The sequence below is a fragment of the Limnohabitans sp. 2KL-51 genome (assembly GCF_003063645.1).
Classification (GTDB): Bacteria; Pseudomonadota; Gammaproteobacteria; order Burkholderiales; family Burkholderiaceae_C; genus Limnohabitans_A.
In genome coordinates this window covers 257,931-284,407 of sequence record NZ_NESJ01000004.1, presented here as the reverse complement: position 1 = coordinate 284,407, position 26,477 = coordinate 257,931, and the positions used below count along the sequence as shown (strand labels likewise).

Genomic DNA, 26,477 nt, shown 5'->3' with positions numbered 1-26,477 from the left:
GTGTATTGTGAAAATCGTCATCAATCCCATCAGACCAGCCTTGTACGACTCAGACCAAGACTTCCATGTTTTGGTACGTTTGCAGTCTGAGCCCAAAGTGGGCTTTAAACGCACTCCTCTCAATTTGGCAGTCGTAGTTGATCGCTCCGGATCCATGGAAGGCACAAAACTGACTGAGGCCAAGCGTTGCGTCTTGGAACTGATAAAGCGCATGAACCCGCAGGATCACGTAGGCATTGTTCAGTACGACAACCAAGTCGACACAGTCCTACCGCTGTCTCCTGTATCCGAAATTGGCAGTGTGGTCGAAACCTTGATTCAGGGCATAACGGCAAACGCCAACACTGATTTACACGCTGGATGGCTGCGGGGCGGTGAGATGCTAGCGCCAACGGCAGGTCAGGACACAACATGCCACGTAATCTTGTTGTCAGATGGTCAGGCAAACAGCGGTATTACCGACGCTGATCGAATTTGCAAACAGATCTCAGCACTTGCGGAAGCAGGAGTCACCACAACCACAATAGGCCTAGGCGCAGACTTCAACGAAGTATTAATGACTGCCATGGCGCAAGCTGGGCAAGGCAACGCTCACTATGGCGAGCGGGCAGTTGACTTGTCTGAAACGTTTGACGCCGAAATAGGACTGCTTTCTCAGCTGCAATGGCGAAACGTCAAACTGTCGATGACAAACAATGCGGATGACATCAAGGTCATCAACTCGTACGAACGTACGGAGGATGGATGGCGCATGCCCTCTGTGGCAATGGGCTCGGAGTGCTGGATGTTGATTCGCATGTCCATGAAAGAGGCAGTCCGTTGCCAAAATGAACATGGCTCAGCCCTGACGGTGAAAGTGCAGGCTGTCGACTCAAGCGGGCAAATGTTTAATTTCCAAGGTCAATTGAATTCATTGCCAGCTACAACTGAGACGGAATACGCAGCAATGCCAGCACATGAATTGGTTGAGCGAAGAATGAAAGAGCTCTCAGCTGCTCAACTTCAGCTTCAAATTCGAAATGCGGCACTGGCGGGCAACTGGATACAGGTGGAGCAACTGCTGTCTCAGTTTGAAACCATGGGTAAACAAGAACCCTGGATAGCCGCATCAATCGCGTTTACGAGGCAGCTGATGAGCGAACGCGACGAGAGTCGTATGTCAAAAGAAATGCTTTACAAGTCACGAAAAATGAACAACCGTTTGTCCAGCACAGATGAGATGATTTTTAGCATGCAAAGCGACTTGGAAGAACAAGCTTTTTTGCGGCGTAAGTCAACTGAGGGACGCAGGTCTGAGACTTAAAAATGAAAACGACCACCTTCTATCTGAACATTCGAAGATTCAACGCCCTCTTGCCGCTGCTTGCCATATTGTTGATGGCATTAGCGTTGGCTTGGGGGGCCTTCTTTAGCGATACATCCCCTCCTCCAAAGTCAGTGATACCACCTGACAGAAAAGAGAGTGCTTCGAGCGAAGTACTTGATCTTAGCAAGCTTGATGTCGAACTGGATCTAGGGCCTAAGCTTGTGATGCTGAAGGTTGTTATCCGAAAGAAGTCTGGCTCTGATTACAGCCGATCAGCAATTCGGAACTTGGTGTTTGTAGAGGATGACAGCACAGATTTGAAATGGGTTTTTCCCACACAGCAGCAAGAATTGGTCAGTGTTCATCCCCTGATGAATTCGAATGGAGTCATCAAGGGAATTTATGTTGAAGCTATTGATAAAGAGAATGCTGTGAAATCTTCTGAGCATGAGCCTCGCTCAATTTATGTAGTACCACTAGATGGAGCGGGATACAAGAAAATTTTGTCCAATGTCGATGAGGTGATCAGTAGACGCAACGATGCGAATAAGTTGCGGCTGATCTATCAAAAAGACAACACAATTCGAATGGCACAAGTTGATATGCAAGATTTTCTGATCACTGGTGATCACGAGCTTGCAAAAATGACAGAGTTAAAAAAATAAAAAGGGATGCAGCAGAAGCTAAGCAGGTTGGTTCTTCGGATTTTTTACAATAGTACAAAAGTACTTGATAATTCCACAAACGGTATGGCACTGGGATTTCTGAATATTGCAAATATGGCAATGTGTGCGCAAATGTTTGAGGAGGTAAAAAAGAAATTAAGACCAGCGCTCACTGGACAGTATGTAAGTTTTTTTTAACACTTGTTCCACTTTAAATTTATAAGGATTGATGACTGATGCCAATGAACGACTCACAGATCCGGGCAGTTATTGAACAGCAACTAGCTATATACCCAGGCACTTTCTATGGAGCTGCTCAAAACGCTCCTCGTAACGCCAATGGTACTCGGGCGCTCGAGGCTCTTAATCAAGTCGCGCAAGGCGATATCGAAACAGCGGCGCAAACTGAGGAGGACGGTCATGCCACTGAGAGTTGATCAAATTCAGCTCGCCCCTAACGGTCCGATTGGTCCTGTCATTGTTGATTCTCTTGCAAACTTTGACTTGATTGTTGTGACCGGCACAAATGGTGCGGGTAAATCAACGTTGATCGAACCGCTTCGGAGACCTGGCCCCACAACAGGCAGAGCTTCGTGCATAAATGAAGCAGGCGAACGAACCGACTACATCGCGCAAGGCGTGAATCAAAAAATCACGTCCATCACATCCATTGAACTGATGTCGAAATTTGTCGGCTTCGAGCAAGCGTTGGCGTTGGCCGCTGGTACGATTCGCTTCTTGCATGAGGGACGTTTGTTGGCACAACTAAAAAGAAGTCTCAATGCACTGGTTGGTAGTAACGTCAATGCTGAGTCGCCCCTGCTCAACAATCACCGTATGGCTTACTTGCAAGCAGATCAACTTTGTGCTAACACAGTCCGCACTGAGGCGGAATACAACCGAATTGGCGAAGGGCTCGCCTTGCGCACTGCCGCTCGATGGCAGCGTCTTGATCTGAATGCGCAGGAATCCGTTCGTCTTAATGCGGAAAATACACTTCGACCCCAAGCGCGCAGCATCGCTGGTCTTTACGAACTGCGCCAGTTGCTGGCAGAACTTATCGGTCTTCCAGTTCCGGCTTCTGCAATCGAGAGCAATGCGTCGCTTCTACATACGGCAACAGATGAATTACGAGTGGCCCTCAATCATGCGGCCACATTAATTTCTAATGAGGCCGCTTTTGACGCGAACCTAGAAATCAGTCAGTTTGCCGACGAGATTTTAGAGCGATGTTTAGAGGCTTCGGAAAAAATTAGCCTGTTGCTTACTGCAAGAGATGTTCTTCGTGAGTGTCGTAACAGTGCTCTTGTTTATATAGGTAACCAAAATGCCTTGGGATGCATTACTGAAAATTGTGTGGTGTGCGATGGCCGAGTCAATTCAGTCGAACTGTCAGCATCGCTTGAGGCGCAGGTCGCCGGCGAGGATAAAGAAGGTCAGAGACTTCGGGGCGTGTTGAATGACATTGATCTTGCCCGCGTGAGTCTGGATAAAAAGTTGGGTGCATTCAAAGCTGCGGACGTTCGCGCGCGGGAGGAGCACAAGCGTATCGTGGGTGCGATCAGTAACGTCTTGCCGACACTTCACGGTGCCATCAACTGGGATCCTGAGGTAGTCAATTCAGTCAACGTGCTGCGTTTTCAAAGCCAACAATGGATGCAAGAGCACAGCGTTGCGCCGAGTATTGATGCGGTGGATGCAGCTAGCACGCTTTCTGCACTCGCCAAGCAGAAATTTGATGAGTTGGTAGTCACTGAGCAGCGTCTAAATACCAACCTTGAAGTCGATCAAAGAGAATTCAGTACTCTACAAGCCCTCGGTGTTGCGCTGTCAATGCGGCATGCGCTCGATGCGATTCCTTGGGAGGCCAATTTAGACCAGATTGATGCAACACGACGTCTCGCAGCGCAGCGTGATCGTTGGATCGCGGTCATTGACACCATTTCGAAGGAGCTTGAAGCTCGCGCGGCGGAAGCCGCTAGGCTAGTTGTAGACGATCCGGGAGTACAACTAAGATTTCGGCGTTTAATTGAGCGGCTTCCGAACCATCGTAGGCTAAACGATCTCCAATTCCGTGGCGGCACGGTTGAACTAGAGCAACAGAATGCCGGTGACACTCTGTCTGAGGGTCAGAATGTACTTGTCAATATCGCGGCGGCGATTGCCGTGGTTGGCATGGTCGCTGGAACGCCCGACCACCGCCCTGGTTGGATTGTTTTTGATGAACCAACGAACGGACTAGATTCAAAAGGTTGTTCGCAGGTTGCTCAGTACTTAGGTGCATTGACCATAGCTGATATTCCTTGCCAGGTTGTGGTTGCAACATTCGATACAGTATTTGCGGAACAACTTATGAGCTATGCCGTATCGCAGGGGAACCGACGTGTGAAGCATGTCTCCTTGCCGGAGTTCCAGCCTGGCAATGCGGTTACGCCTGTCATTCGCGAACGCATCCCCAACCCTGTTATTTAAAAGGTGCCACATATGGTCAACCTCTCCAATTCCTCAACGATTTTGCTTGAAGCCGTTCTCAACCAAAAGGGCGCCCAAGTGTTTGGCAGTTGGTTTCAGGACGCAGTGGCCCATGCGCTTAGCACGATGGACGTCTATCAAGGGTGTTACATGAACAGAGGAGCGGGACAGCCAGACATCATCAGCGGGAGAACCGGCTTTGAAGTTAAGAGTATCGCGAATGGCACGGTGGCACTTGATGGAAACTATCAAGCGATCCGATCACAGTACTACCATTTCAAACTCGTTGGACTTCGGACTGACGTAAAGCCATTTCCACTTTGGGTTATAGAGATGCCATTGAACCCACCAGAAAGCGTCACATTTCGCCGCATCATGGACGCCCGCACTCCTGTAGACGAGGAACTCAATCGAGAACTGGCAAGCCGTCTTTCCAATGTGTTGGTCGCTGCCGGTACTTCATGGACTGAGGCTTTAGATCGCGATACCGGATGTAATGCTCTTCGACGGGCGGCCGGGACGGAATCGCTAATTTGATGAATTGTTCTCCTGCCCGTGCCTCTTTACTATAAATTGATCATCCCGTACTGTTACGAATATCAATCCGATCCGATTTCAAAAATAAACTGCATCAACATCCAAAGCTGCTCAACCCAGTGATTCAGTGAGCCTATTTAGCAACTAATCGTTGTAGACGCCGATGTCAAATTGAACACCTGTGACAATTGCGCGTTGGCCCGTTCTTCTGTAGTGAAGAGTAGTGGTCAATCGCCAAACGGTACAACTTATTACAGATAAAAAAAATTCAAGATCGTCGGCAACAGACAGCCTTATAAAAAGAACTCAATACTCACTGGGCAGCATAATGACCCAGTGCTCCCCGTCCCAGCAGGCGTAAAGCGTTTGCTCAGACAAGGGGAAGTCCGTAAACGGGATCTCTTGTCTGGCATGCTCATGGCCGTTGCCGTCTTCATAAACCATGGTCGCTCGGGTGCCTTCCACTGTGACTCGGATCAGCACAAACCAGTCCTCAGTGCCAATCTCGCTTAGGTGGCTGGCAACTGCATCCATCATCCAAAAACACTCGGCCTCTTCTGCCAAGTACTTGGTGCCATCTGTCAAAAGGTGCCTACGGCTGATCCGGTAGTAACGCTCTGTACCGGTGAAGTGCGAAAGTTGGCTTGCATCGAATTTTTTCATCTGTAGTCCTCTTTGTATGACCACAGTTTTGTGTCAGACACGCAGATGGACAACCGATTTCAAGAGTCCCGACAGATTGGACGGATACCGACTCAACACCGCTTTTTGAGTCTGTTCGTTTTTGGCATTGAGTTGAAGTTGTGTGTGATTTGTTCGGCGCTCAAGGCTTACATGCGCCAAGCAGCACACACAAAAAGTCCATGCGTAAAACGCCCTACACCACGTTTTTCTTTGGGTCCGAATACTCAGAGTGCTGACTCAACCGATCAGCGCTTGTAGGGCTTTTTTGACGCCCTGCCCTGCTGCGCACTGAAAGAGTGCGAAATCGCGGCGGAAATCTATGAAAAACATGCTTTTCCATGATTTCGGTGGTTGAGCATTGAAATCATTGAAGAAAATTTCAGCGAAAAAGTTATCCACAGGAAGTTCATCCTGAGCCAGATCTAGTCTGAAACCCGCCACATTGGCCGGGCACCGGTTGTCCAGATAAATATGTGAAAACACAATGCAGTCAACGCAAACACATGATTACAGGAGAACTTAAATGGCACAGGCAAAAACACTGACTAAAGACGAATTGGCGCGCGTACTGGACTACATAGACACGCGCCGCTTTGCGCAGCGCAACAGGGCAATGATGTTGCTCACGCACCTGGCGGGCTTGCGCATTGGCGAGGTGGCCTGCTTGCGTTGGAGCGACGTGATCAACACAGATGGCACAGTGAAAGAAGAAATTCGCTTGCTACCCGACATGACAAAGGGCAGACACGCTCGCACAGTTTTCGTCAACATCAAATTGCGCGAGGAGTTGGAGACTTACGCAGCACAGGCCAAGTGCGTGGAACGTAGCTACCCATTTTTTGCGAGCCAAAAAAGCATCCGTACTGGGTTCAGCGCAAATAGCCTAGCACAGACATTTGCGTTGTTGTATTCAGGTGCAGGACTGCAAGGTGCGAGCAGTCATAGCGGTCGCAGAACGTTTTTGACGTCATTGGCCAACAAAGGCACTGCCATTCACATTCTCAAAACTTTGGCTGGCCATCGCAGCATCCAGACCACTGCCGCATATTTGTACAGCAGCCCAACCCAGTTGAAGGCTGCAGTTGAACTTGTCTAGGCCTGATCTCAACGGGTCTCTTCGCAGACAAGCAACCGAATCAGTAGAGAATTAATTTAAATTGAAAAATTCTCTTTAAACTTTAATTTTAATAAATTTCAATTAACGCTGAGGGTGTTGGCAGGTCAATAAAATATGTTGCAATTTTCCTTGCGACACGATATGCTTATGTGAAATAGGAGTGTTTATGAAAAAATTTCTTACCGCATTCGCTACTCTTGCAGCTGCCTTTGCCGCGGATGCTGCCCCAACGTCCTCAAACGCTGCGGCCTCTTCATTTGTGAAAGATTCACAAAACATCTCTATGGCTCAGACTTCATCTCTTGGTGAGAACATTTCAATCAAGGATGCTAACGGCGATGAGTTCAATTTTGTACTCAAAAGAGCCGAAGATACTGGTTTGCTGATGGCATACCACTCTTCGCACAGATCACATAGCTCGCACAGTTCGCACCGATCCCACTACTCTAGCCGCTAATGCTCGAATTTTGAACGGTCTGATAGTCCGCCTTTGGCGGACTTTTTTATATCGGATTTCATAATGAAATTGAATTTGAGCAAAGAAATCTATAGCCTCGAAGCAACTCAAAAAGCAGCTTATCGTTTCATTGATCGAGTCACCATACTGATCGAACCAGCTGGCGAAGAGTGGCTATGCGAAATTGAGCCCGTAGCAGGCCACGAAGATAAGTTTAATGAGCACATTGCCAACTTTAAACGAGAACTTCTTGATCAACAGCTGCGAAAGAAAATCAAGGAAGAGACTGAAGATGTTCGTAACCTGATCCTGGCCTATACGTTTTCACGCACAGGATTACAGGGGTGACAAAATTTAGCCCTCTTATCGAATACAAGGCAACTCAAGGCCAGTATCAACTGCTGCCCTTCAAATTTGAGCCCTTGGATGATCACGAAGTGGTGATCACAAACTTTGTAGGTGAATTCGCCTTCATTTCACGCGAAGACTTGGAGGCGACTCTTAGTAAGAAGCTCGATCCGAATAGCAAAATTTACTCTTTACTGCGTTCTCGCCACTTCATCAAAGAGAATGGTGATGAAGCCAGCATTGAGTTGTTGGGTCTAAAGACTCGAACGAAGTACAACAAGCTACGAAACTTCACCAACTTGCACATCTTCGTGGTTACGCTTCGCTGCGATCACAGCTGCCAATACTGCCAAGTCTCACGTCAGTCTGAAAACAAAGTTGCCTTTGATATGACGATTGACATGGCTGAAAAAGCCCTTGCAATCGTCTTCAGATCGCCGAACCCTGCCATCAAGATCGAATTCCAGGGCGGTGAGCCATTACTCAACTTCGATCTCGTCAAGCACATCGTACTCAGGGCAAAAGAGATCAACGAAACTCAAAAACGTGATCTTCAATTTGTGATCACAAGCACATTGACTCTGGTAACAGACGAAATTTTGGTTTTTTGCAAGTCTCATAAAGTCTATCTTTCCACTTCGCTCGACGGTCCAGAGGACCTGCACAATCGGAACCGACCCAGACCAGGCCGTGACAGTTACGCGCGGTTCGTAGAGGGCCTAGAAAGAACACGAGGCGTGCTCGGATTTGACGCTGTGTCGGCCCTAATGACTACTTCACCGGCTAGCCTGACACGAGCCAAAGACATTGTTGACGAGTATCTCAAGCATGGCTTTGATGGAATCTTCTTTCGCCATTTATCACCCTATGGATTTGCGATTAAAACAAAGAGCTATGGTGCATACAACGTAGATAGGTGGCTGAAGTTCTATCAAGAAGGTCTCGACTACATCATCGAACTTAACAAGCAAGGCGTGCGGTTCACGGAGCATTTCGCTGCGCTAATGTTGACGAAAATGCTGACGTCAAACGATCCAGGCTATGTTGACCTAATGAATCCATCGGGTGCTGGCATCGCAGCCGTAGTCTTCAACTATGACGGGGACATCTATGCCTCCGATGAAAGTCGGATGCTACGAGAAATGGACGATACAACCTTTAAGATTGGTAACCTCTTTACGAGCAGCTATGAGGATGTTTTTACCAATGAGGTACTGCTTGGCGCACTTGAAGATTCATTTACGTTGTCTGCGCCAATGTGCAGTGATTGTGCTTTTGAGCCTTGGTGCGGCGCTGATCCGGTGTATCACCATGCAATGCATGGAGATGTTCTCGGCCGCAAGCCCGAGTCGGAATTTTGCAAGCGCATCATGGGCGTGGTGAAGTTGCTCCTAGAGCGCATGAAGTCTGACCAGCAGGTCAAAACTATTTTTATGAGGTGGGCAAACAGATGCTGATGCTCTCCGGTCGAGTCGTTCGTAAGTCAGACGTACTTTCTGACATCAAGGAACCGCGTCTTTACAGTCTGTCGACCAACCCCTACTTGCCTTTGCCCCTCAGGGGTAAGAAGGCCTTCCTAGCTAGAGATTCTTCACCTGTACCTACTGGCTTCGGACACTACTTTGTTCTTCCTAGTGCGTCTTCGGAGGGGTTTCCACCTGACAAAACAACCGGTCTGGGCCTAGAGTTTGACTACTTTGGCGATGGAGATGTCGTTAGTTTGTTAGCCGACGGCCGTATTCGATCGCTCTTTCGCGCCAATTCAAACCACAACAGTATTTTGCTGACTGAGCAATGTAACCACTATTGCCTGATGTGTTCGCAGCCGCCAAAGCGCGTTGATGACAGCTGGCTGCTAGCAGAAGCCTTCGAGGCTATAAAAATGATGCCTCGCGAAACAAAAGAAATTGGTTTCACTGGAGGAGAGCCTACGTTATACGGAGATGACTTCATCAAGCTACTCCATCACACCAAAAGTTGGCTGCCCCAAACGAGCTTGCATGTTTTATCCAATGGGCGGGCCTTCGCAGATGAGGCGTTTTCCAAGGCTTACGCTCAAGTAGAACACCCAGATCTAATGATCGGAATTCCAATTTACTCTGCCGATGCGAGTGTGCATGACTATGTCGTTCAATCCAAGGGCGCGTTCGATGAGACCGTGCGAGGCGTACTCAACCTTAAACGCCATGGACAGAGGGTTGAGATTCGAGTAGTCATCCACAAACAAACCTGTGAAGGTTTGTCAGAGCTGGCAAATTTTATTTCTCGCAACCTCCTCTTTGTCGATCAAGTGGCATTGATGGGACTTGAGCATATCGGCTTTGCTAGGGCTAATATCGATAGCCTTTGGGTAGATCCAATTGAATACAAGGATCAGCTTAGTGAAGCAGTAAGAATTTTAACAAGCTACGGCATACGTACAGCGGTCTACAACCATCCTCTTTGCTTGGTAAATCCAGATGTCTTACCTGTATATGTCAAGTCCATATCAGATTGGAAAAACGAGTTTGCCAAAGAATGTGCCCCTTGCGTCCGAAAGAGTGAATGCGGTGGATTTTTTTCATCAGGTATCCGTAACGGATACAGCCAATCCATCACACCCTTTTTGTGAAAATTCATAGTGTTGCTACACCACGCTTTAACTGATTTGAATCGACTATTCAATGACTAGACCTACTGCGTCTGACAGGGCGTTCGGAGTATTGCTTTGCATCTGTGCGGCATCTGCAGCCTTATATGCCGCTTGGAAATCAAACGTAGCTCTCTCTGTGTCACTTATCTTGCTCACCTCCGTCATGGTAGTCATGGTCCTGTGCTGTCCAACCAAATTCACAAGACTGAAGCACGGATGGCTGTGGCTAGGCGAGCGAATTGGTTCTATCGTCAGCCCCATAGTTTTGGCAGCACTCTACTTCATCGTATTGACTCCTACTGCTGTTATTTCACGCTTGGTTGGCCGAGACGCCTTGAGGCTTAAACGCCCTACCTGTTCTACTTATTGGATTACGCGGCAACAGCTCGAGCGCTCGCAAAGTGATTTTTTTAGACAGCAATACTAAAAAAAATGAATCTTCTTTATGAACTTCTTCAGTTTCTTAGAGCCAGAAAAAAACTCTGGCTCCTTCCGATTATTTTGATCATGCTCACGTTGGGAGGTTTGATGGTAGCCGCCAAAGGATCCATCCTTGCGCCTTTCATTTACACTATCTTCTGATTAGATGCGCATTCTTGGGATTTCCGCTTATTACCATGATGCCGCTGCGTGTCTACTGGTGCACGGTGAGATCAAATGCGCGGCACAAGAAGAACGATTCACGCGGGTCAAGCATGATCCTAGCTTTCCAATAAACGCGATTCGATTCTGCCTTGAATTTTCCAACACACAGCCGTCGGAAGTCGACTACGTCGTTTTCTACGACAAGCCTTTTTTGAAGTTTGAAAGACTTCTGGAAACGTACCTTGCTTTTGCTCCGAGAGGATTTCGTAGCTTCTCTTTAGCCCTTCCTAGTTGGATTAAGGACAAGCTATTTCAAAAATCTCAGTTGTTGCAAGACTTGACAGAGCACGTGGGCCAAAACGTAAATTGGACACCTCGCTTAGCTTTCTCAGAGCATCATCTGAGTCATGCGGCAAGTGCATTTTTCCCTTCACCCTTTGAGTCGGCGGCAATACTAACGATGGACGGGGTCGGGGAATGGACAACCACATCCATGGGATTCGGGAGTGGGAATAGTCTAGCGATTGAACGAGAGATTCAATTTCCTCATTCAATTGGACTTCTGTACTCAGCGTTTACTTACTACCTGGGTTTTCGAGTGAACTCAGGCGAGTACAAGGTAATGGGGCTAGCACCTTATGGAACTCCAAAGTATATAAGTTTAATCAAAGACAATCTCATTGATGTAAAAGCCGATGGGTCCTTCGCTCTCAACCTGCGCTACTTCGATTACTGCACGGGTTTGACGATGACCAACGAAGCGTTTCATGAATTGTTCGGTGGAAGTCCACGAACATCGGAGGCAACACTTGAGACTCGCCATCTTGATATTGCGGCCTCCATTCAAGCCGTAACTGAAGAAGTCGTTCTGACTTTGGGGCGTGAAGTATCACGTCAAACCGGTGCTCGAAATCTTTGTCTGGCTGGCGGTGTGGCATTGAACTGTGTAGCTAATGGAAAGCTCTCTCGGACTGGTATTTTTGACCGGATTTGGATTCAGCCAGCTGCAGGTGATGCGGGTGGAGCGATCGGGGCGGCACTGGCCTTGTATTACCAGCTTCTTGGGGAAAGTCGCGTCGTTTCACCAAGCGATGGAATGAAGGGCGCCCTACTTGGACCTGAGTATTCTCAGAAAGATATTGAGCAACGCTTGTTATCATGCGGCGCTCGATTCACGGTATTAGAAGAAAACGAACTGCTAACTAAAACTGCCCAGAGTATCGCTAAGGGAAAGGCGATTGGATGGATGACTGGGCGCATGGAATTCGGCCCACGGGCCCTTGGTGCAAGAAGCATCCTCGCCGACCCTAGATTACCTTCGACTCAGCGGCAACTTAATCTGAAGATCAAGTTTCGGGAGTCATTCCGGCCTTTCGCCCCAAGTGTCCGTGAAGAGGACGCAAATGAGTGGTTCGACCTACGGGAGCCGAGCCCATACATGTTATTGGTTGGTGAGGTAGGGGAGCGGCAGCGGCTACAAGTAAACCACAATGACGATAAGATCGTCGGGTTGGATAAGCAATCAATACAACTATCGACCATACCGGCCGTAACTCACGTTGACGGAACTGCGCGAGTTCAGACAGTCAGTCGCGATGTAAATCCGCGGTTTCACGGATTACTGACCCGATTTAAGGAAATTACTGGATGTCCCGTATTGGTCAACACGTCTTTCAACGTAAGAGGTGAGCCAATCGTGAATACGCCTGAAGATGCCTTTCGCTGCTTTTTAGGCACAGGGCTCGATGCACTCGTTGTAGGTAATTGCTTTCTCGAAAAAAGCGAGCAAACCGAAATACCGCCAAGGCCGCATCATGAGCTTTACTCTCTTGACTAACTAGAAATTAGTTGAAAACTGGAATGTCTACCCTTCGAAATCGCGCAAAAAAGGCATTTTTTATTGCCGTAGTAGTTATGCTTTTGCTCGGGACACTTACCTTAGCTGAATTAGTTGCTGGTTCAACCGAGAACGTGAAGCTAACTCGCACGGAAACTAAGAGATTCGTGAACGAGTCTGCTCCGTTGAATACAACCACACGCTGGCTACAACCGAATTTGGCCGACGAGTTCATCAATGAACAACCTGATGGTGGCCCCACCCGACTGCTTCGCACAGATCCATTTGGACTCGTTCTTGGCCCGCCAGACATTCAGTTCGAAGCTACAGCACGGAAAATACTTTTTCTTGGTGGATCAACTACTGAGAACAACGAGGTAGATGAGCAGTATCGGTTTCCATTTCTTGCTCCGTTTCAACTTAGCAAGTCTACTGGGCAAAATTTTGAAGGGCTGAATGCGGGAGTTCGTGGACACACCTCGCATGACAGCCTCAATCTCTACTTAAACCATCCTTCTAGCAGAATCCGTGAAGCTGAGATAGTTGTCGTAATGCACAACATTAATGACAGACTGCGACTCACACTGAATGAAACGTATAGATCCAACTTTGGAAATTATTCAGAGGCTACAGCCACTGGACTCCTTGAGACAGGAAGGGGCCTAGCCCAGTTCTCTTGGGAATGGGCACGTCTTAATAGTAATGTGATATTCCTCGCCGACGCAGTGATTCGAAAAATCCGTGATGCAGAGAGCGGCCGTGGTATCAAGGTTACTGAGAGGGCTCTTGATGAGCATACAGGGATAGCATCGCGTCGCATTCATCTTTATGAGCAGAGCCTACGCAACCTCATAGCCGTAATCAAAGCTAATGGCCAAGTTCCAGTGCTGATGACACAGCCGCTTGGTCGGCCGTCCGTGGATCAAGATAGTTTTAACGACGCTATACGCAGTGTTGCAAAAACACAATCGGTTGGACTTGTCGATCTCGCTAAAGAGTTGAAGATTCTATCTAGCGGCTCCTCTCTTTTTTACGATGACCACATTCATTTTAATAATTTCGGTTCAAAGTGGGCATCAGAAAAGATTGCTCAAACGATTTATCAGATCTTGGGTGAAAACAAAAAGAACTCTCCACAAAATAGGGCCACATGCGCTGACATACGCGTAGGAGAAAAGTCGCTCCTAACTGCGACTCTTCATGAGGACGTACTAAGGGGACGCTACCCAAGCTTCGATAATTCTGATCAGCGACTATTGTTTCAACTCAATCACTCAGAGGGAAGCGCTATTGTTATATTGAACGTTAAGACCGGCACTAGAGATGAGATTTTTCGAAGCAGCGATCCACTAGGACTTGAACATCCGACATGGATTGATGAGCAGCGGATTCTTTTTACTCAGCGATCTGGAGACGACCGCCGTCTGATGATCTTCGATCTTAAAGAAAGAAATGCACAAGCCCTACTTGCTGACCAAGGACTAAACGGTGCTATAGCAAACGTCGGTTCGGATGGTGTCATTTACTTTTCAGGATATCGACATGCCGATCAAAAGCCTCCAATATTGTATTCACTTAGGGAGCCAGGAGCCGTCCCTAACCCTCTTACCATCCCTAGTGAAGAGAGCTGGCGACCATTCGCAAGTGCAAAGGGTGACATCTATTTCATCAACAACGGACCTGGGCGCTACCAAGTCCATGCAAAAAAAACGACTGATCAAGTCTCTTCTAAGCGGCTTGTAAGTCCCTCTAACTATGAGCAGTGGGATCCTGCAGTTTCGGCCGATGGATCGATGCTGGCATTTGCCCAAAAAGAGGGAGGAAATTTCGATGTGTTCGTCATGCGATTGGACGACCGCGACCAAAAGCCAATTAGACGCATTTCGACAACTGAGGACGAGTGGGATCCTCGCTTTAGTCCTAGTGGACGCTATCTCTTATACGCTGCCACGTCGCACTTTGGCGATCAAATTCGCGCTGTGTGTCTGAAGTAAATTTTTGCGACAATACTAAATCGCTGCAAAACTCCAAATTGAACCTTGTTTATTTGCCCGCCGCCCTTACACAATAAGCTGATGTGTAACGTTGGATTTAATTCTGTTTTTTTATAAGTTACTTTATTCACCCAAGCAGTATTGCGACAACTTTCTCAGGTGCCTCATGACGGGCTCAATGGTGAAAGCGGAAGGTCTTGGTTGGCCATGGCGTGTGTCACAAGCAAGGACCTTGTCTAGGGCGCTTTTCGGAATTTTGTCCATGCCATGCAGGGCTCCCAGCAGGCCGCCCACAATGCAGGCGTTGGTGTCCGTGTCACCACCCCTGACCAGCGTTTCGAGGATGGCCTTTTGAAAAGGCGTGGATTTATACAGGTGATGAAACGCATAGGTGAAGCCGTATCGGACAAATCCGGCCATGGGGTGCGCGGGTGGCAGATTGCCTTCTTGGGCATCTTGCAGCCACTGGCTGACTTCTTCGCTGGCGCTTTGAGCGTAGCTCAGTGCAGCTGCATATGCGCCGCCGTGATCCCCTGGTTTCTGAATCAAATGGCGAATGGCCAGCACATAGGCTGCCGTGGACACCTGGCAAGAAGAATTTGGATGGGTCAAGCGTGCATCTGCACAGGCGACCGCAACGGTTTGCTCTACCGTCATGTTGGCCGCTGCTATCCCTAAAGGTGTTGCCCGCATCAAGCTGCCATTGGCTTTGGATTCACTGTTGTAGTCCAGTGCTTGCTCTGCGATCAAGTCAGCCGCCCTCACCCAATTGCGCTCCGACTTGGGAATGCGCAGGGCGCTGGATGTGGCATTACCGATGTCAAATGGCTCAGATGCCTCCCAATCGCTGTAGGCTTTGGCCACCATCAGCGGGTCGTATTGGCCCTGCCCGAGTACCAATGCCCGGAGCAAACTGACGGTCATCTCGCCGTCGTCGGTGAACTGGCCAGGAGCCAAATCAAACACCCCACCGCCAGGCATGTCGAAAGCCTGCTCGCACTCTTTGGGCGTGGGTTGATGGCCCAGGAATTCAAGGACTCCACCAGCGGCATCCCCCGTCAAGGCTCCTAAAACGGCACCGTATGCACTTTGCTCCGAGCGGCTGAGTTCTTTGTTTGTGTTCATTTTGACTGTAGATCTTCCAAGATTTTGCATGATGACCTGGACATGGTTTTTGAGAGCCGGTGATGGCATGTGAGTGCAGTGGCCCTGAGCGTCATCGATCAAGTCATTGACACTGACCGTTGCTTGCAGCAAACCGAGCAATTGGCTATAAACCGAGTCGCCTAAGAGCTTCTTCCAGCTCTCGGTGTAGGGGCTTTGCGAGACCGCCGATTCGATGGCCTGCACACCTTGCCATGTCAGCTCAGCGTTTTGGGCTTTGCGCAAATCAGACCACTTCCGAACCATCCAACCGGGGTATTCAGGGCTCAAGCGCCCAATCTCGGTGTAAAAAAATGATCTGCACTCCTCCAGCGGAGCCTCTTCATCCCAGCCTCTTGGAATCATCCGGAATGTGACCGTTGGGCACCGGGGATCGACTTTTTCGCAAAAACCTTCCTGGTAGCCGGTGGGACCACCTCTGAGGCTAAACTTGTAGCGAACGCCTTCAATGGCCCAAAGCGGACCCGACCAACCGCTGTAGCTGGCCATAGGATTGACGCACATGGCCAATCGACCTTCCATCACACGCAGCTCTCCGACATGGGGCGCTTGATCTGACCGTCGTCTGTATCTGTTTGAATCTTGCATGACTTGCCTGTTTCTGATCCGACCCCGGTGGCCGAATTCCTTTTTCAGCAAATCACGAAAATCCACAAACTGTCAAATGAGGCGAACTGACCGGCAAGTACCTACGGTAAGGTTTCCGACTGTTTTGGTGGGGTAATGCTTCATCCAACAAAACCCAAGATCGCGGGCTCACAAGTACTGGGTAATTCAACAGCTCCATAGGCTCTCGACTTGAGCCTCGCCCCCTGCACCATCATGGCCCTGACCAACCCAAGGAGCCTGTGATAACCCAACCGAAATGACGTGCTATGGCAAGCAATGGCGTGAACCCTGGTGCATTGGCGGTTGCCGAAATCACATCACAACCTGGGGCGGGTTCAAACCAAATCTTGTGGCCCATGTAAATTTCATCATGTGTATTGCTAATGACATGGAAGTTGAGGTGCATTTGTGATCAGGTTACTTAGGTTTTAAGCCGTAAGCAACCCACTAGGAAAAAATAACTGGCCAGATGATCTCCAGCGTTCAATATTTAGGAAACAGCCCATTCGCCGCGTTGTCAACCAAACATCGGCCCTTTTTCAAATAGCTGCTCACGGTTTGTCCCATGGCCTTGTGCTTGTCGGCTATTACGCTGGGATAGTCATCGCTTTTTGTCATGGCTTTATGGTTCAGCTTGAGCTGTTCACCTATTTGCCATAGACAAGTCTGCGGGGCATTTCGGATGATGTGCTCATGAATTTCCATGATGCTCAGCAACTGTGACATCGCCTCCAGTGCGATACGGCTTCGATAAATTGGCCATGACAAGGGCGCATCTGACAGTAAGCCCTGCCGTGAGTTCAATAAACATATCTGATCAAGCCAAAACCCAAATTCTTTTCCCGCCAGTTGGCTTGACACCTGCTGCATAGCGTCAACGGTGATCTCCAGTGCATCACTGTTTTTACGCTTGACATACAGCGTTACTTGCAAGGTCGTGATGCTTTCGCCAAAAGTCTCATGACCCTTGGTGAACCACCACTCTCTCAAGGTCAAGTTCTCAACGTCTCCAAACAGGCGGTAAGTTTTAAAGGCACCTTGGGTGGTGAAAAGGCCAGTGCGGCAACTCTGGGTGAACACCTTCGAGCATCGGAGACATCGCCACCAGATGTCAAGGTGTGAACCCTGGACAAACGACTCAGTGCTCTCTGCCCTCAATCGGCCCGCAGAGATAAATGGAATCAATTTTTGCGCGTCTTTATATCGATCTAGCCTTTGAACTTTCATTTTTTCGTACCCCTTCGAAAAAGTGAAAAACCACCGTCGCCGAAAACCTAACCTCAGCGTGTCGCACCAATCCTGGTCGACGGAACCCATGTTTATAAATTTAACAGGAGTTTGAAATGAGCTTAGACAACGCAAACATCACGCAGCCCGCGATAAATGGGGCACCCGTCGAAACCCCGGCAACCACCACACCAGTGGATGAGTTTTCCTTTGGTCTATTGATGAACCGCGCCTTGGGCGGCTCGGACAAGCGCCGGCCCAGTGACAAAAGCGCCAATGAAGTGCAGGTGGACATGATCCTGGGACAGGCCCAGAACCTGGCCAAGATGAACAACCAGTACGTTGAGACCTACGTGGTTCGGGGCACCAAAGAGTTGTACGCACTGCTGGGTGCCATCTACAGCTATGCGCTGCAAATCAATGAATCCGTTTTGAAAGATCACATCCTGCAGCGCATGCGCGATCGGCTGGAAAGCGAGCACGACATCAAGACCCAGATCAACACACCTTGGATCACCACGGTGTTGCGCTTTATCCTGCCCACCGATCGCCAAACAGCCTACAACTACTCAAAGGTTCTGCAGGTGGCGTACGAGGAAAACTTGGACGCCACTGAATTGCCTGGTTACATCAAGGACCGGGGTGGCATTGCCAAGATCACAGCCACCAAGGAAGACGCAGAATCGGCCAAGGCTGTGAAGGAACACAAGGAGGCCAAGACCAAACTGCTGCGCAAAATCTTACTGGCCAATGCCAAGGTTGCAGACACCGTGGTTCAGGTGGAGGACAAGTTCGTGCTCAACACCGTGGGCGAAGGCAAAAAGGAAGGGACCTTTGAATTCGCAGTGTGCGTGAACCCCATGGGACACGAGCGCCGTGTGGTTCGCTTCATCCGGCTCAATGAAGCCATGGAAACCCAGATCCTCGCCATGGTGGCTGAAGCCAGCCTCTCTGACGATTTGAAAAGCATGGAAGACAAGCTGGATGTGCTGCGCGAGAAATGGGGCATTACATCCGGTTGGGGCATGCAACCTGGTGACAAAGGTTATCAGCCTGCAGGACTGCCTGCCCTCAACTCAACTGTGCAGCCAGAAGCCATGATCAATGCGCCTATGAATGCCACCGTCGCTGGCGTCACGGTTAAAGAAGCCATGTTTTAACTGCAAGCCTGATCCCCAGCCGATGAGGATCTGGGGATCCGTCAAACCCATTAGGAGAACCCAATGAGCGAATTTTTAGGACCCCGTGGCAAAGCCACTGTGATCTTGATGAAGGCCCACTTTGACACCGAGCTTCCCAAGTTGAAAGATCTGAAAAGGATCTTGTCGATTCCAGACGGCAGGTACTACAAGAGCAGAGGCAATTTCTCCAACAGCATTCATCGGCTAACAGACCTGCTGGGAATTGTTGCTCGAATAGAAAAGACGGGAAAGAAGCAATCGGACTTTCGCAGCTCAGATTTTTTGATCACCGTGGCCGAAGTTCATTCCAATCTGTTTATGAAACTTCAGTACGACGCTGAAGTTATTGAAGGCTTCAATCTGACTGAGCAGAATTTTGATCAACTGGCTAATCTCATCGATCATTTTTACGAAATCCATTCAATGATTCAGTCGGTTCAATACATGTCCCGAACCCTTGAGGATCAAAGAGACACTGCTGTTGAAAAGGGGTTCACAGACATAACTCTATTGCAGCCTGATGTGAAATCATTAAATAACTTACTTGAAGGCTACGGTGATGCGCAACTGGCCATCATCGAAAAAGCTATTCTTGATTGGTACGAGTCAAACCGATGGAAGGTCACCTCACCTTTCAAGAAAGCATCTTCTGCCGAAACTGAAGATGAGGCTGAAACCGTGTGAATAACGTCCTGCAAATGATTGCCGAATTTGCAGGGCGATTCTTTAAGCGATTGATCGTCTAAAAGCCACAGATCAACCCAAGCCCTGCCGCTTTCAGGTTGACTGGCCAGCTGTTCAGAAAACAAACTTTATGAATACAGCCGAGAAATTGACATGCCACGCGCCATTGAACCCGACTCACACGAACGGCACAGATCTGTGCCCATCAAGGAAACCATCACACGGATTCCAGGCTACCCACGCAAGTTAGTGATCTTCAAAATTCCAGCTTCTAGCTACTGGTGGGTCAGGTATTACGCCGAGAGCCACATCTTCAAACGCACCACCAAGACCGAAATCAAGCGTGACGCGTTGGAAGCGGCCAAACGCTTTTACGACGACATCACCATTCGCATAAGAGGTGGCAACTTTGAAGGCTTGCCCATCAAGGTCAACGCGGCAGAGGTTGTAACCTTTGCCAAGGCCACCAAGATGCTGATGGACAGTGAGCTGGCCAAGTTGAAACGAAGCCAATTGTCCAAGATCAGTTACGAAAACATGCAACTGCGCTACGACAAACACATCCTGCCCTTTTTCGGCCAAACGGATGTGCTGAGCATCAACTACAAAATGCTGGACGAATTTCTGCAAAAGCTGTCCAACCAAGTGCCCAAGCTGAGTGTCAGCACTCTGGGTGCCTACATGGGGCTCACGCGCAAAGTTTTGCAACACGCCGCCCGGCACAGTTTCATCCAACACATCCCAGAGTTTCCCAAGGTGGGCATTGAGGACAAGCCGCGTGGCTGGTTCAATGTGGGCGAATACAAAGAAATCACCAAGGTGGCAAAAAAACTGGCTGGCAAGAAAGTCGAGTGGCGAGCACACTCAGAGGAAACCAAGGGTTCCTACTTTTGCGAGCCTGGTGGAAAACTTGGGCCTGCTGACCGTTTGATCAAGCGTATCGAGATGACCAAGGACTTGGCTGATTTGATCGTGTTCATGGTCAACAGCTACATCCGCCCCACTGACATCCGCAACATGCAGCACAAGCATGTGGAGATCATTCGCAGGGAATGGACTTACCTGCGGCTCAGTTTGCCACCCAGCAAGGGGCACACATTTCCCATCACCACCATGCCATGGGCTGTGAAAGTTTATGAACGCATCAGACGGCGACAGGTGCTGGAACTTGGTCGCGACATTCACCCCGAGGACTATGTATTCATGCCCGATGCGGCATCACGCGACAACGCAATGAAACTGCTGGCAAGGCAGTTTGAAATCGTGCTGGAAGTTACGGGCTTGAAGCTGAGCACTGCTGGCGAAACTCGTACCTTGTACAGCCTTCGCCACAGCAGCATCATGTTCCGATTGATGTTTGGCCGCACTGTGGATACTTTGACCCTGGCACGCAACGCCAGAACAAGCCCCGAGATGATTGACCGCTTCTACGCCGCCCCACTACAGGGTGAAATGAACGTGGGTGAACTGCAAAGCAAGCGGCGGCCACGTCCTTGGGAGTGATGTCTGCTATTTTTTCTGCCTAAACACTTCAGGCTTAATAGGGGCGGGATCCCTCCAAAGACCCATTTTCTTGTCTTGAGCCTGTAACTCAGATTGTGCGTAAGCGACACGATCCTCTAGAGATTGCTCATTTTGGTATTCCTTGTAATGCCAGGCCATACCGCGCTTGATTTGCTCCAAATTGATGTCCACGACACCTAGCATGATCTTTCCAACAATGCGACCGTAACGATCTTGCTTGCTCCATTCCACATCAACATGTTTTCCGAAGACAAGATCAGACAAGGACTCTTTGGCCTTTTGACCGTAGGCTTGCGCTTTTTCAGGGGCGTCAATTCCCGCCAGTCTGATTTTGAACTGAGTTTTTTTGGCGTCAATGACAGTGACCGAGTCACCATCGGACACGCCCACCACACTTCCATGGATGATGTTGGCAGATGCCATGTTGCCCAGGAAAAAGGCAGCAAGGATTAAGAAAATTGACAGAAATCGAATCACTCCCTGATTTTGTCAGTTATCGCTCAAGAGAACTAGAAGAAATCTATTAATACTTAGAGAGCTCTGTCGCGTAGATATTGTTGACGCCCCTGACGATTTGACCAGCCTGGATCGAATGCAAATCTGGGCTCAGCACTATTGGCACTGCCCCCACAGGCTGGTCTCATCTTGGGCGGGAGTAATAGTGCAGGATCATTGCAAATTTCCGCCTGTTTTTGAACAGTTTTTTTGATCATGACAAGCCAAAATTAAGCTTGTGAAATACGTTGATCAAAGGTAAAATCTACCTAACATCACGAGTTGGACTGACGTCCACACCAACCTGCCTGACCGGGCAAGGTGGTATCCGAAGATGAGGCCCACGGGCAACCAATCGGCAAAGCGTCAGCCCACCCCTTGGTGGGCTTTTTTGTCGCTGATTTATGACCACTTGCAGGGCGACTCACAAATGCTGCTAAAGCGTCGCCCGCGCTCTTAGCCCCTGCGCGTTCTGGCGATGCCAGACATCAGGGGCGCAGGAAGAGTGAAATGAAATGCAAGCATGGTGACTTAGCCATCATCGTCGATGACTTTGAGGGCTGCAAAGGCAACATTGGTCTGATCGTCCGGGTGATAGGACCAGCAGAGGTCGTCATGGAAATGACCTGCTGGCAGGTCATCCCTCTGAGCGGTCAAGGGATGTGGCTGATCGACGAGGGCAAAGCCCGAAAGAACCTGATCACGCCAAGAATTCAGGCGATCCACCCAGACAAATGGTTAAAGCCGATCAAGGGCAACAGCCCTGCCCCGTCGAAGCTTGAAGGGGAGTTGGCATGACTTACTGCAAACCCGGCGATCTGGCGGTCGTGATCAAAGCTCACAACGCATGCAACATTGGCACCATCGTTCATGTCATTGGGCTGTACACAGGTCAGTCTGATTTGTGTGCACCAGCGGGTGACGTTATCTGGGAGGCGCAGGCTAGTCACCCCATGACCTATGACTACAGCGGAGTCCTTAAAAGGAAGCGGATCGGACCTGTCCCAGACAGCCAGTTGAGGCCCATACGAGGTGCGCCCCAAGCCAAGACGGTCAAACAGCCAAATGACTTGGTCACTTCTTAAAGGAGAAAAACATGCGCAGACTCAATTGCCGCCCCGGCGAACTTGCCATCGTGGTGAATTCTTTTGACCCCGCCAACATCGGCTCCATTGTCAAAGTCCTTGGCAGGGACGCCAAAGCTTGCGAGAAGAAGTTCTTCTGGCGAACCCATGCCGCTCACACTCTGAACTACGCGAAAGGCTATAAGCAATACCGCAGAAGAAAGGGCAGCCTCGCGGATGCTGACTTGCAGCCGATTCGAGGCTATCCATTGGGGATGGATATCGCAATTGGTGTCGTAGAGCAGATGGATATCAAAGATGGCCGACTTCAGGTGTTTGAGGTCGACATAGATGGAACCATCACCTCAAACGAGAAAGAACCAAGGACCAACGCAGAGGCCTTCAGGCTTGGGGGCTACCAAACTGCGGCACAACTGATTTCCGCAGTTCAGGCTTGCCCGCCATTGGAGTTTGACGTGGAGCAAGCGGTACAGGACTACAGAGCACTGATTGATGACCGCACCCATGTGAGACAAGAGGACTGGTGCGATTGGATTGATTCAGACGAGACTGCCCTTGCGTGGCTGATCGAGTTCATTGACGGATGGCTTGAAGAGAGCATTGACTTTGGCAACAGTGAGTTCTTCAAATGCACCACGAGTGATGGTTATGCCCTGCGGTATTTCCAAAGATTTGACGTTGAAACGCTAGATCAACTTGGGGTGTGCCTCATCGAGGGAGAGCACCCGGGCAGCAGTTTCAGCGGGGGAGTTCTTCGAGAAGACATGGATTACGCCAACCAAGTCGCGAGAGAAAAAGGATTGGGGTTTCGCTTCCAGCGTGTTTGGTAATGGCGATAAACTGCCACACATGAAGCCTTGTGCCTTTTGTACGCTGCCACCTGAGCGCATCATTGATTCCAGCCCTCTGGGGCTGGTAATTCGTGATGGGTTTCCGATTTCACCCGGGCACACGCTGATCATCCCCAAGCGTCACGTTGGCTCTTTTTTTGAGCTTGATCCAGAAGAACGCTCCGAACTACTAGCCCTTCTCGACAGGGCGAAGCTTGTGCTGGATAACGAGTTCAGCCCACAGGGCTACAACATCGGCATCAATGACGGGCCTGCCGCCGGGCAGACGGTACTTCACCTGCACATCCATTTGATTTCCCGGTATACCAACGACCGTGCTGACCCCCGTGGCGGGGTCCGTTGGATCATTCCAGAAAAGGCTGATTACTGGAGCCAACGGTGAAGCCGGAGTTCCAGCTTGCCTTCCTGTCCAAGCTCCAACGACTGTTTGCGGAGGGTGACTTCACGGCCACCTACAAGTTCGCTCTGTTGATCGCCCTCGCAGACTTATCCGTCGAAGTGGGGCGTGACGACAACGAACCGTTGAAGCTGCCATACCGCAGCATTGGTTTGAAATTCATCCAACTGTATTGGCAGCAAGCAGCCCCCTTCACGGGGGGCGGTGTGTTGGTGCAAAACCTTGGGACCCAAGCTGCGGTGGTTTCGGCGATCACCGAGTATCGGCGCAAGCATCCGTCCTTGACCTTGAACACCTTTCAAAACGGCGATGGTTTCCAGACTCTGTTGAGTGCCGTGACTGCGACCGTCAAGCTCCAGCCAGTCAAATACATCCAGAACCTTGGTGGGGGGCAGGATGTATTTTTGTTTGAGAGCGGCAAAGACGGAATAACTCTTTTGCCTGGAGTGGGGTACTGCCTCCGGCGCTTTCAGCCCTTGGTCCAACAACTGGCACGCAGCCATTGGCTTGACCATATCCGTGGAAACAAACGCAATTTGCCCCTACTCGGGGAGGACGACGACTTGGAATTGTTCTTGTTTGAAACGCCACGACAAGCTTTAACGACTATCAGCTCAGGCCTTCGCAAGATCAGGAGTAAGTGCCATTACTGCGACGGAACAGTCAAAGAAGCAGACGTTGATCACTTCATCCCTCGTTCCCTGTACCCAAGGGATTTGATGCACAACTTTGTTCTTGCGCATCCTTCCTGCAATCGCAGCAAGTCAGACACACTGGCAGCCAAACCGCACCTGATGCGCTGGATGGAATTCATTTATACCCATGACAATGACTTGAAGGAAATTGGTTTTGAGGCAGGGATCAAGTCAGATGCGCCGACAACCATATCGGTGGCACGCTGGGGCTACTCAAACGCTTTGAGCAGTGGTGGTCAGGCATGGATCAAGGCTGCACAGTACGAGCCCCTTGAATGCACTTACATGGGACTGTGGGAATGAAGCAAGAAATATGGGACAAGTTCTGCGACAGATTTAATGTTTTTGATCTGGCTGTCCCGTTGTTTGAGACCGATCCTGACGGGCATGTTGAATCTAAGCCAATTGGCAAAGACGGTAGGCACGTTCTCAAACGATCTGAAGAATGTGATCGCTTGATCCTAAACGTCACTGACCAGCTCGTGAATGACTGGAACCGAAAGGAACATCAGTTTGATGGCATGCTTTACGTAATGGGCTGGAAGCAGCAAGGGAAGTTCAAGCCTTTGTATATTGGAAAATCAGAGTCACTTGGTAAGGGTGATCGGAACCTCTCAGCAAATATCAAGAACCTGCATACTGACAAGACCAAGTTTGCTCGTTGGGGGGACGGTTACAGCTATCACATTGGTGATTTGAGTGCCTGCGTTTTACCGGGACACGATGAAACCAAAAGAACCAGCAAGTACCAAGCATGGGCTGAATTTTTATTTGATGCAGGTACGCACTTACGGCATCCTATCTACATATGGGCTGGAGCTTGGAATTCAGCCGAAACTGGAGTCTGGGATGAGTATGGCCCGACATCATTGGCGTTTCTCGAATACCTCTTGATTGGTGTTGCTGGAGGTATATCGGACTCTCTACTGAACAGGGAGGGTATTGGCCGAGCGAGAAATCAGATTTGAATTCAAGTGATTTATGTACTGCGACTATGTTATCAATTTTTGCGCAGTCAAAAAATTGCCTAGATAATCTAATTTTTTTAACCCCAAAAATAACCTCAACTAATCCCTTACAAAACCCGAAATACCCATACCAGCACCCCAACCATTTTTTTGTGATTTTGTAAAAATTGTAAATCTGTTTCTATCAACTTTTATGCTTAAAAAATCATCCCACTGAAACATAAAAACCAAATCCCCCTTCTTCCCCAAAAAAGATAACGAGCTTTTCTTAAAAACTCTAAAATCATATTTATTATCACCATATTGCGTACACTCAACAGTATATGCTTTTGAAATCCAGCCAAAAGCCAAAAGGAAACTATAAATTTGCATTGCAGCTCTTTTTTCAACAATAAAATCATTTTCTTTGATAAGAGGATGTGAATCCCAAAATGAATTATATTGATAAAACTCTTTTTTCTCAATTTTTATTTCGGATGAGTAAAATGATTTTTTAAATATATTTATTATCAATTCTTCAGCATTTTCAGTCAAACCGGAAGATGGTAATTGCTTTTCAATCCATGGCTGCGAAGTAAAATACTTGTATAAACTATGATTTTTTCTACAAACCTGCGTCAAGGATGGCTCCAATAGCCTTCTTGGAAATATAAATATTTCATCATCTTTATTTCCAATTAGATAACATATAGTTTGGTCTAAAACAATAGTATGACTCATATAATTATCCCATCTTAGTTTTTGATTATTGGAAATTAAGTTATCAAGCACGGAAATATTAAATAAAAAACCTTATCCGAGGTTTACACCAAATAATATTGAGACTATTGATGATTTAAGCATTTGTATTGATTTCAGTTTACCATTACATACCCGATCAAAGGACAGATCACAGAACAACCGCCACTACCGACTAAAAATAGTCATCGTGATCGAGGGGAACATCAAGGGCCTTGGGGAGAT

At 48.8% G+C, this 26,477-nt stretch carries 27 protein-coding genes and 1 riboswitch; of the genes, 21 read left to right on the top strand and 6 right to left on the bottom strand.

Annotated elements, in window-relative coordinates; genetic code table 11:
* Positions 1-7: 7 nt before the first annotated feature.
* From B9Z49_RS05950 to B9Z49_RS05930, 4 genes are all read left to right on the top strand, one after another.
* Positions 8-1,303: a VWA domain-containing protein gene (locus tag B9Z49_RS05950; RefSeq protein ID WP_146188475.1), complete on the top strand. Its 1,296-nt coding sequence runs from the start codon at positions 8-10 to the stop codon at positions 1,301-1,303.
* A 2-nt stretch (positions 1,304-1,305) separates the two neighbouring features.
* Entirely contained in the window at positions 1,306-1,971 is a 666-nt protein-coding gene (locus tag B9Z49_RS05945; RefSeq protein ID WP_108352506.1) for a hypothetical protein, read from the top strand.
* 420 nt (positions 1,972-2,391) lie between these two features.
* A complete protein-coding gene (locus B9Z49_RS05935) occupies positions 2,392-4,443 on the top strand; it encodes a hypothetical protein (protein WP_146188474.1) in 2,052 nt (683 codons plus the stop codon).
* 12 nt (positions 4,444-4,455) lie between these two features.
* Positions 4,456-4,980, top strand: a complete 525-nt coding sequence (locus B9Z49_RS05930; RefSeq protein WP_108352503.1) for a hypothetical protein — start codon at positions 4,456-4,458, stop codon at positions 4,978-4,980.
* Between the two features lie 306 nt (positions 4,981-5,286).
* On the opposite strand, the gene B9Z49_RS05925 is transcribed toward B9Z49_RS05930, so the two are convergent.
* Positions 5,287-5,643 carry a DUF6876 family protein gene (locus tag B9Z49_RS05925; protein WP_233254528.1) on the bottom strand — a complete coding sequence of 119 codons (357 nt, stop codon included), beginning with the start codon at positions 5,641-5,643 and terminating at the stop codon, positions 5,287-5,289.
* 258 nt (positions 5,644-5,901) lie between these two features.
* Positions 5,902-6,147, bottom strand: a complete 246-nt coding sequence (locus tag B9Z49_RS05920) for a hypothetical protein (protein ID WP_146188473.1) — start codon at positions 6,145-6,147, stop codon at positions 5,902-5,904.
* 40 nt (positions 6,148-6,187) lie between these two features.
* On the opposite strand from B9Z49_RS05920, the gene B9Z49_RS05915 reads away from it, so the two are divergent.
* From B9Z49_RS05915 to B9Z49_RS05885, 9 genes are all read left to right on the top strand, one after another.
* Positions 6,188-6,760: a site-specific integrase gene (locus B9Z49_RS05915; RefSeq protein WP_108352500.1), complete on the top strand. Its 573-nt coding sequence runs from the start codon at positions 6,188-6,190 to the stop codon at positions 6,758-6,760.
* Between the two features lie 187 nt (positions 6,761-6,947).
* A complete protein-coding gene (hxsA2, locus tag B9Z49_RS05910; RefSeq protein WP_108352545.1) occupies positions 6,948-7,238 on the top strand; it encodes a His-Xaa-Ser repeat protein HxsA2 in 291 nt (96 codons plus the stop codon).
* A gap of 63 nt (positions 7,239-7,301) precedes the next feature.
* Positions 7,302-7,586, top strand: coding sequence for a His-Xaa-Ser system protein HxsD (gene hxsD, locus B9Z49_RS05905; RefSeq protein ID WP_108352499.1), 285 nt, complete (start codon positions 7,302-7,304; stop codon positions 7,584-7,586).
* Complete coding sequence (gene hxsB, locus B9Z49_RS05900; RefSeq protein WP_108352498.1) at positions 7,583-9,043, top strand: His-Xaa-Ser system radical SAM maturase HxsB; 1,461 nt, start codon at positions 7,583-7,585, stop codon at positions 9,041-9,043. Before hxsD ends, hxsB begins: the two co-directional genes overlap by 4 nt.
* A complete protein-coding gene (hxsC, locus tag B9Z49_RS05895; RefSeq protein WP_108352497.1) occupies positions 9,037-10,197 on the top strand; it encodes a His-Xaa-Ser system radical SAM maturase HxsC in 1,161 nt (386 codons plus the stop codon). Before hxsB ends, hxsC begins: the two co-directional genes overlap by 7 nt.
* Before the next feature lie 52 nt (positions 10,198-10,249).
* On the top strand, positions 10,250-10,645 hold the full coding sequence (locus B9Z49_RS22520; protein ID WP_369913495.1) for an SxtJ family membrane protein: 396 nt from the start codon (positions 10,250-10,252) through the stop codon (positions 10,643-10,645).
* 5 nt (positions 10,646-10,650) lie between these two features.
* Complete coding sequence (locus B9Z49_RS22515) at positions 10,651-10,800, top strand: DUF5989 family protein (RefSeq protein ID WP_369913494.1); 150 nt, start codon at positions 10,651-10,653, stop codon at positions 10,798-10,800.
* Positions 10,801-10,804: 4 nt separating this feature from the next.
* The gene (locus B9Z49_RS05890; RefSeq protein ID WP_108352496.1) at positions 10,805-12,640 is read left to right on the top strand and encodes a carbamoyltransferase; all 1,836 of its coding nucleotides are present in this window, start codon (positions 10,805-10,807) and stop codon (positions 12,638-12,640) included.
* Positions 12,641-12,663: 23 nt separating this feature from the next.
* Positions 12,664-14,634, top strand: coding sequence for a GDSL-type esterase/lipase family protein (locus tag B9Z49_RS05885; protein ID WP_108352495.1), 1,971 nt, complete (start codon positions 12,664-12,666; stop codon positions 14,632-14,634).
* 123 nt (positions 14,635-14,757) lie between these two features.
* Here the strand turns inward: B9Z49_RS05885 and B9Z49_RS05880 are convergent, their stop codons facing one another.
* Both B9Z49_RS05880 and B9Z49_RS05875 read right to left on the bottom strand, forming a co-directional pair.
* Entirely contained in the window at positions 14,758-16,068 is a 1,311-nt protein-coding gene (locus B9Z49_RS05880) for an ADP-ribosylglycohydrolase family protein (protein ID WP_158273429.1), read from the bottom strand.
* Positions 16,069-16,890: 822 nt separating this feature from the next.
* Positions 16,891-17,724 carry a hypothetical protein gene (locus B9Z49_RS05875; RefSeq protein ID WP_108352493.1) on the bottom strand — a complete coding sequence of 278 codons (834 nt, stop codon included), beginning with the start codon at positions 17,722-17,724 and terminating at the stop codon, positions 16,891-16,893.
* Between the two features lie 26 nt (positions 17,725-17,750).
* Here B9Z49_RS05875 and B9Z49_RS05870 point away from each other — a divergent pair, with 26 nt between their 5' ends.
* The 3 genes from B9Z49_RS05870 to B9Z49_RS05860 all read left to right on the top strand — a co-directional run bounded on the left by B9Z49_RS05870 (position 17,751) and on the right by B9Z49_RS05860 (position 21,002).
* Positions 17,751-18,794, top strand: coding sequence for a hypothetical protein (locus B9Z49_RS05870; RefSeq protein WP_108352492.1), 1,044 nt, complete (start codon positions 17,751-17,753; stop codon positions 18,792-18,794).
* Positions 18,795-18,857: 63 nt separating this feature from the next.
* A complete protein-coding gene (locus tag B9Z49_RS05865) occupies positions 18,858-19,499 on the top strand; it encodes a hypothetical protein (RefSeq protein ID WP_146188471.1) in 642 nt (213 codons plus the stop codon).
* A 153-nt stretch (positions 19,500-19,652) separates the two neighbouring features.
* Positions 19,653-21,002: a hypothetical protein gene (locus B9Z49_RS05860; protein WP_108352490.1), complete on the top strand. Its 1,350-nt coding sequence runs from the start codon at positions 19,653-19,655 to the stop codon at positions 21,000-21,002.
* Positions 21,003-21,008: 6 nt separating this feature from the next.
* Here the strand turns inward: B9Z49_RS05860 and B9Z49_RS05855 are convergent, their stop codons facing one another.
* Positions 21,009-21,446: a thermonuclease family protein gene (locus B9Z49_RS05855; protein WP_233254527.1), complete on the bottom strand. Its 438-nt coding sequence runs from the start codon at positions 21,444-21,446 to the stop codon at positions 21,009-21,011.
* A gap of 339 nt (positions 21,447-21,785) precedes the next feature.
* Positions 21,786-21,883, top strand: a riboswitch (SAM-I-IV-variant riboswitch).
* A 145-nt stretch (positions 21,884-22,028) separates the two neighbouring features.
* Between B9Z49_RS05855 and B9Z49_RS05850 the strand changes: the two genes are divergently transcribed.
* The 5 genes from B9Z49_RS05850 to B9Z49_RS05825 all read left to right on the top strand — a co-directional run bounded on the left by B9Z49_RS05850 (position 22,029) and on the right by B9Z49_RS05825 (position 25,514).
* On the top strand, positions 22,029-22,316 hold the full coding sequence (locus B9Z49_RS05850; protein WP_108352489.1) for a hypothetical protein: 288 nt from the start codon (positions 22,029-22,031) through the stop codon (positions 22,314-22,316).
* Positions 22,317-22,614: 298 nt separating this feature from the next.
* Entirely contained in the window at positions 22,615-23,433 is an 819-nt protein-coding gene (locus B9Z49_RS05840; protein ID WP_108352487.1) for a hypothetical protein, read from the top strand.
* Between the two features lie 19 nt (positions 23,434-23,452).
* Entirely contained in the window at positions 23,453-23,836 is a 384-nt protein-coding gene (locus tag B9Z49_RS05835; RefSeq protein WP_108352486.1) for an HIT family protein, read from the top strand.
* Positions 23,833-24,849, top strand: coding sequence for an HNH endonuclease (locus B9Z49_RS05830; RefSeq protein ID WP_233254526.1), 1,017 nt, complete (start codon positions 23,833-23,835; stop codon positions 24,847-24,849). The genes B9Z49_RS05835 and B9Z49_RS05830 overlap by 4 nt, the downstream gene beginning before the upstream one ends.
* A complete protein-coding gene (locus tag B9Z49_RS05825; protein ID WP_108352484.1) occupies positions 24,846-25,514 on the top strand; it encodes a hypothetical protein in 669 nt (222 codons plus the stop codon). Before B9Z49_RS05830 ends, B9Z49_RS05825 begins: the two co-directional genes overlap by 4 nt.
* Positions 25,515-25,613: 99 nt before the next feature.
* On the opposite strand, the gene B9Z49_RS21525 is transcribed toward B9Z49_RS05825, so the two are convergent.
* Complete coding sequence (locus tag B9Z49_RS21525) at positions 25,614-26,285, bottom strand: hypothetical protein (protein ID WP_146188470.1); 672 nt, start codon at positions 26,283-26,285, stop codon at positions 25,614-25,616.
* Positions 26,286-26,477 lie beyond the last annotated feature (192 nt).

Bases quoted from the DNA above. Each gene is read 5' to 3' on its own strand.
- B9Z49_RS05945 (WP_108352506.1), top strand. From the start codon at position 1,306: ATGAAAACGACCACCTTCTATCTGAACATTCGAAGATTCAACGCCCTC.
- B9Z49_RS05935 (WP_146188474.1), top strand. From the start codon at position 2,392: ATGCCACTGAGAGTTGATCAAATTCAGCTCGCCCCTAACGGTCCGATT.
- B9Z49_RS05930 (WP_108352503.1), top strand. From the start codon at position 4,456: ATGGTCAACCTCTCCAATTCCTCAACGATTTTGCTTGAAGCCGTTCTC.
- B9Z49_RS05925 (WP_233254528.1), bottom strand. From the start codon at position 5,643: ATGAAAAAATTCGATGCAAGCCAACTTTCGCACTTCACCGGTACAGAG.
- B9Z49_RS05915 (WP_108352500.1), top strand. From the start codon at position 6,188: ATGGCACAGGCAAAAACACTGACTAAAGACGAATTGGCGCGCGTACTG.
- hxsA2 (WP_108352545.1), top strand. From the start codon at position 6,948: ATGAAAAAATTTCTTACCGCATTCGCTACTCTTGCAGCTGCCTTTGCC.
- hxsD (WP_108352499.1), top strand. From the start codon at position 7,302: ATGAAATTGAATTTGAGCAAAGAAATCTATAGCCTCGAAGCAACTCAA.
- hxsC (WP_108352497.1), top strand. From the start codon at position 9,037: ATGCTGATGCTCTCCGGTCGAGTCGTTCGTAAGTCAGACGTACTTTCT.
- B9Z49_RS22520 (WP_369913495.1), top strand. From the start codon at position 10,250: ATGACTAGACCTACTGCGTCTGACAGGGCGTTCGGAGTATTGCTTTGC.
- B9Z49_RS22515 (WP_369913494.1), top strand. From the start codon at position 10,651: ATGAATCTTCTTTATGAACTTCTTCAGTTTCTTAGAGCCAGAAAAAAA.
- B9Z49_RS05890 (WP_108352496.1), top strand. From the start codon at position 10,805: ATGCGCATTCTTGGGATTTCCGCTTATTACCATGATGCCGCTGCGTGT.
- B9Z49_RS05885 (WP_108352495.1), top strand. From the start codon at position 12,664: ATGTCTACCCTTCGAAATCGCGCAAAAAAGGCATTTTTTATTGCCGTA.
- B9Z49_RS05875 (WP_108352493.1), bottom strand. From the start codon at position 17,724: ATGGGTTCCGTCGACCAGGATTGGTGCGACACGCTGAGGTTAGGTTTT.
- B9Z49_RS05870 (WP_108352492.1), top strand. From the start codon at position 17,751: ATGAGCTTAGACAACGCAAACATCACGCAGCCCGCGATAAATGGGGCA.
- B9Z49_RS05865 (WP_146188471.1), top strand. From the start codon at position 18,858: ATGAGCGAATTTTTAGGACCCCGTGGCAAAGCCACTGTGATCTTGATG.
- B9Z49_RS05860 (WP_108352490.1), top strand. From the start codon at position 19,653: ATGCCACGCGCCATTGAACCCGACTCACACGAACGGCACAGATCTGTG.
- B9Z49_RS05855 (WP_233254527.1), bottom strand. From the start codon at position 21,446: ATGGCATCTGCCAACATCATCCATGGAAGTGTGGTGGGCGTGTCCGAT.
- B9Z49_RS05850 (WP_108352489.1), top strand. From the start codon at position 22,029: ATGAAATGCAAGCATGGTGACTTAGCCATCATCGTCGATGACTTTGAG.
- B9Z49_RS05840 (WP_108352487.1), top strand. From the start codon at position 22,615: ATGCGCAGACTCAATTGCCGCCCCGGCGAACTTGCCATCGTGGTGAAT.
- B9Z49_RS05835 (WP_108352486.1), top strand. From the start codon at position 23,453: ATGAAGCCTTGTGCCTTTTGTACGCTGCCACCTGAGCGCATCATTGAT.
- B9Z49_RS05825 (WP_108352484.1), top strand. From the start codon at position 24,846: ATGAAGCAAGAAATATGGGACAAGTTCTGCGACAGATTTAATGTTTTT.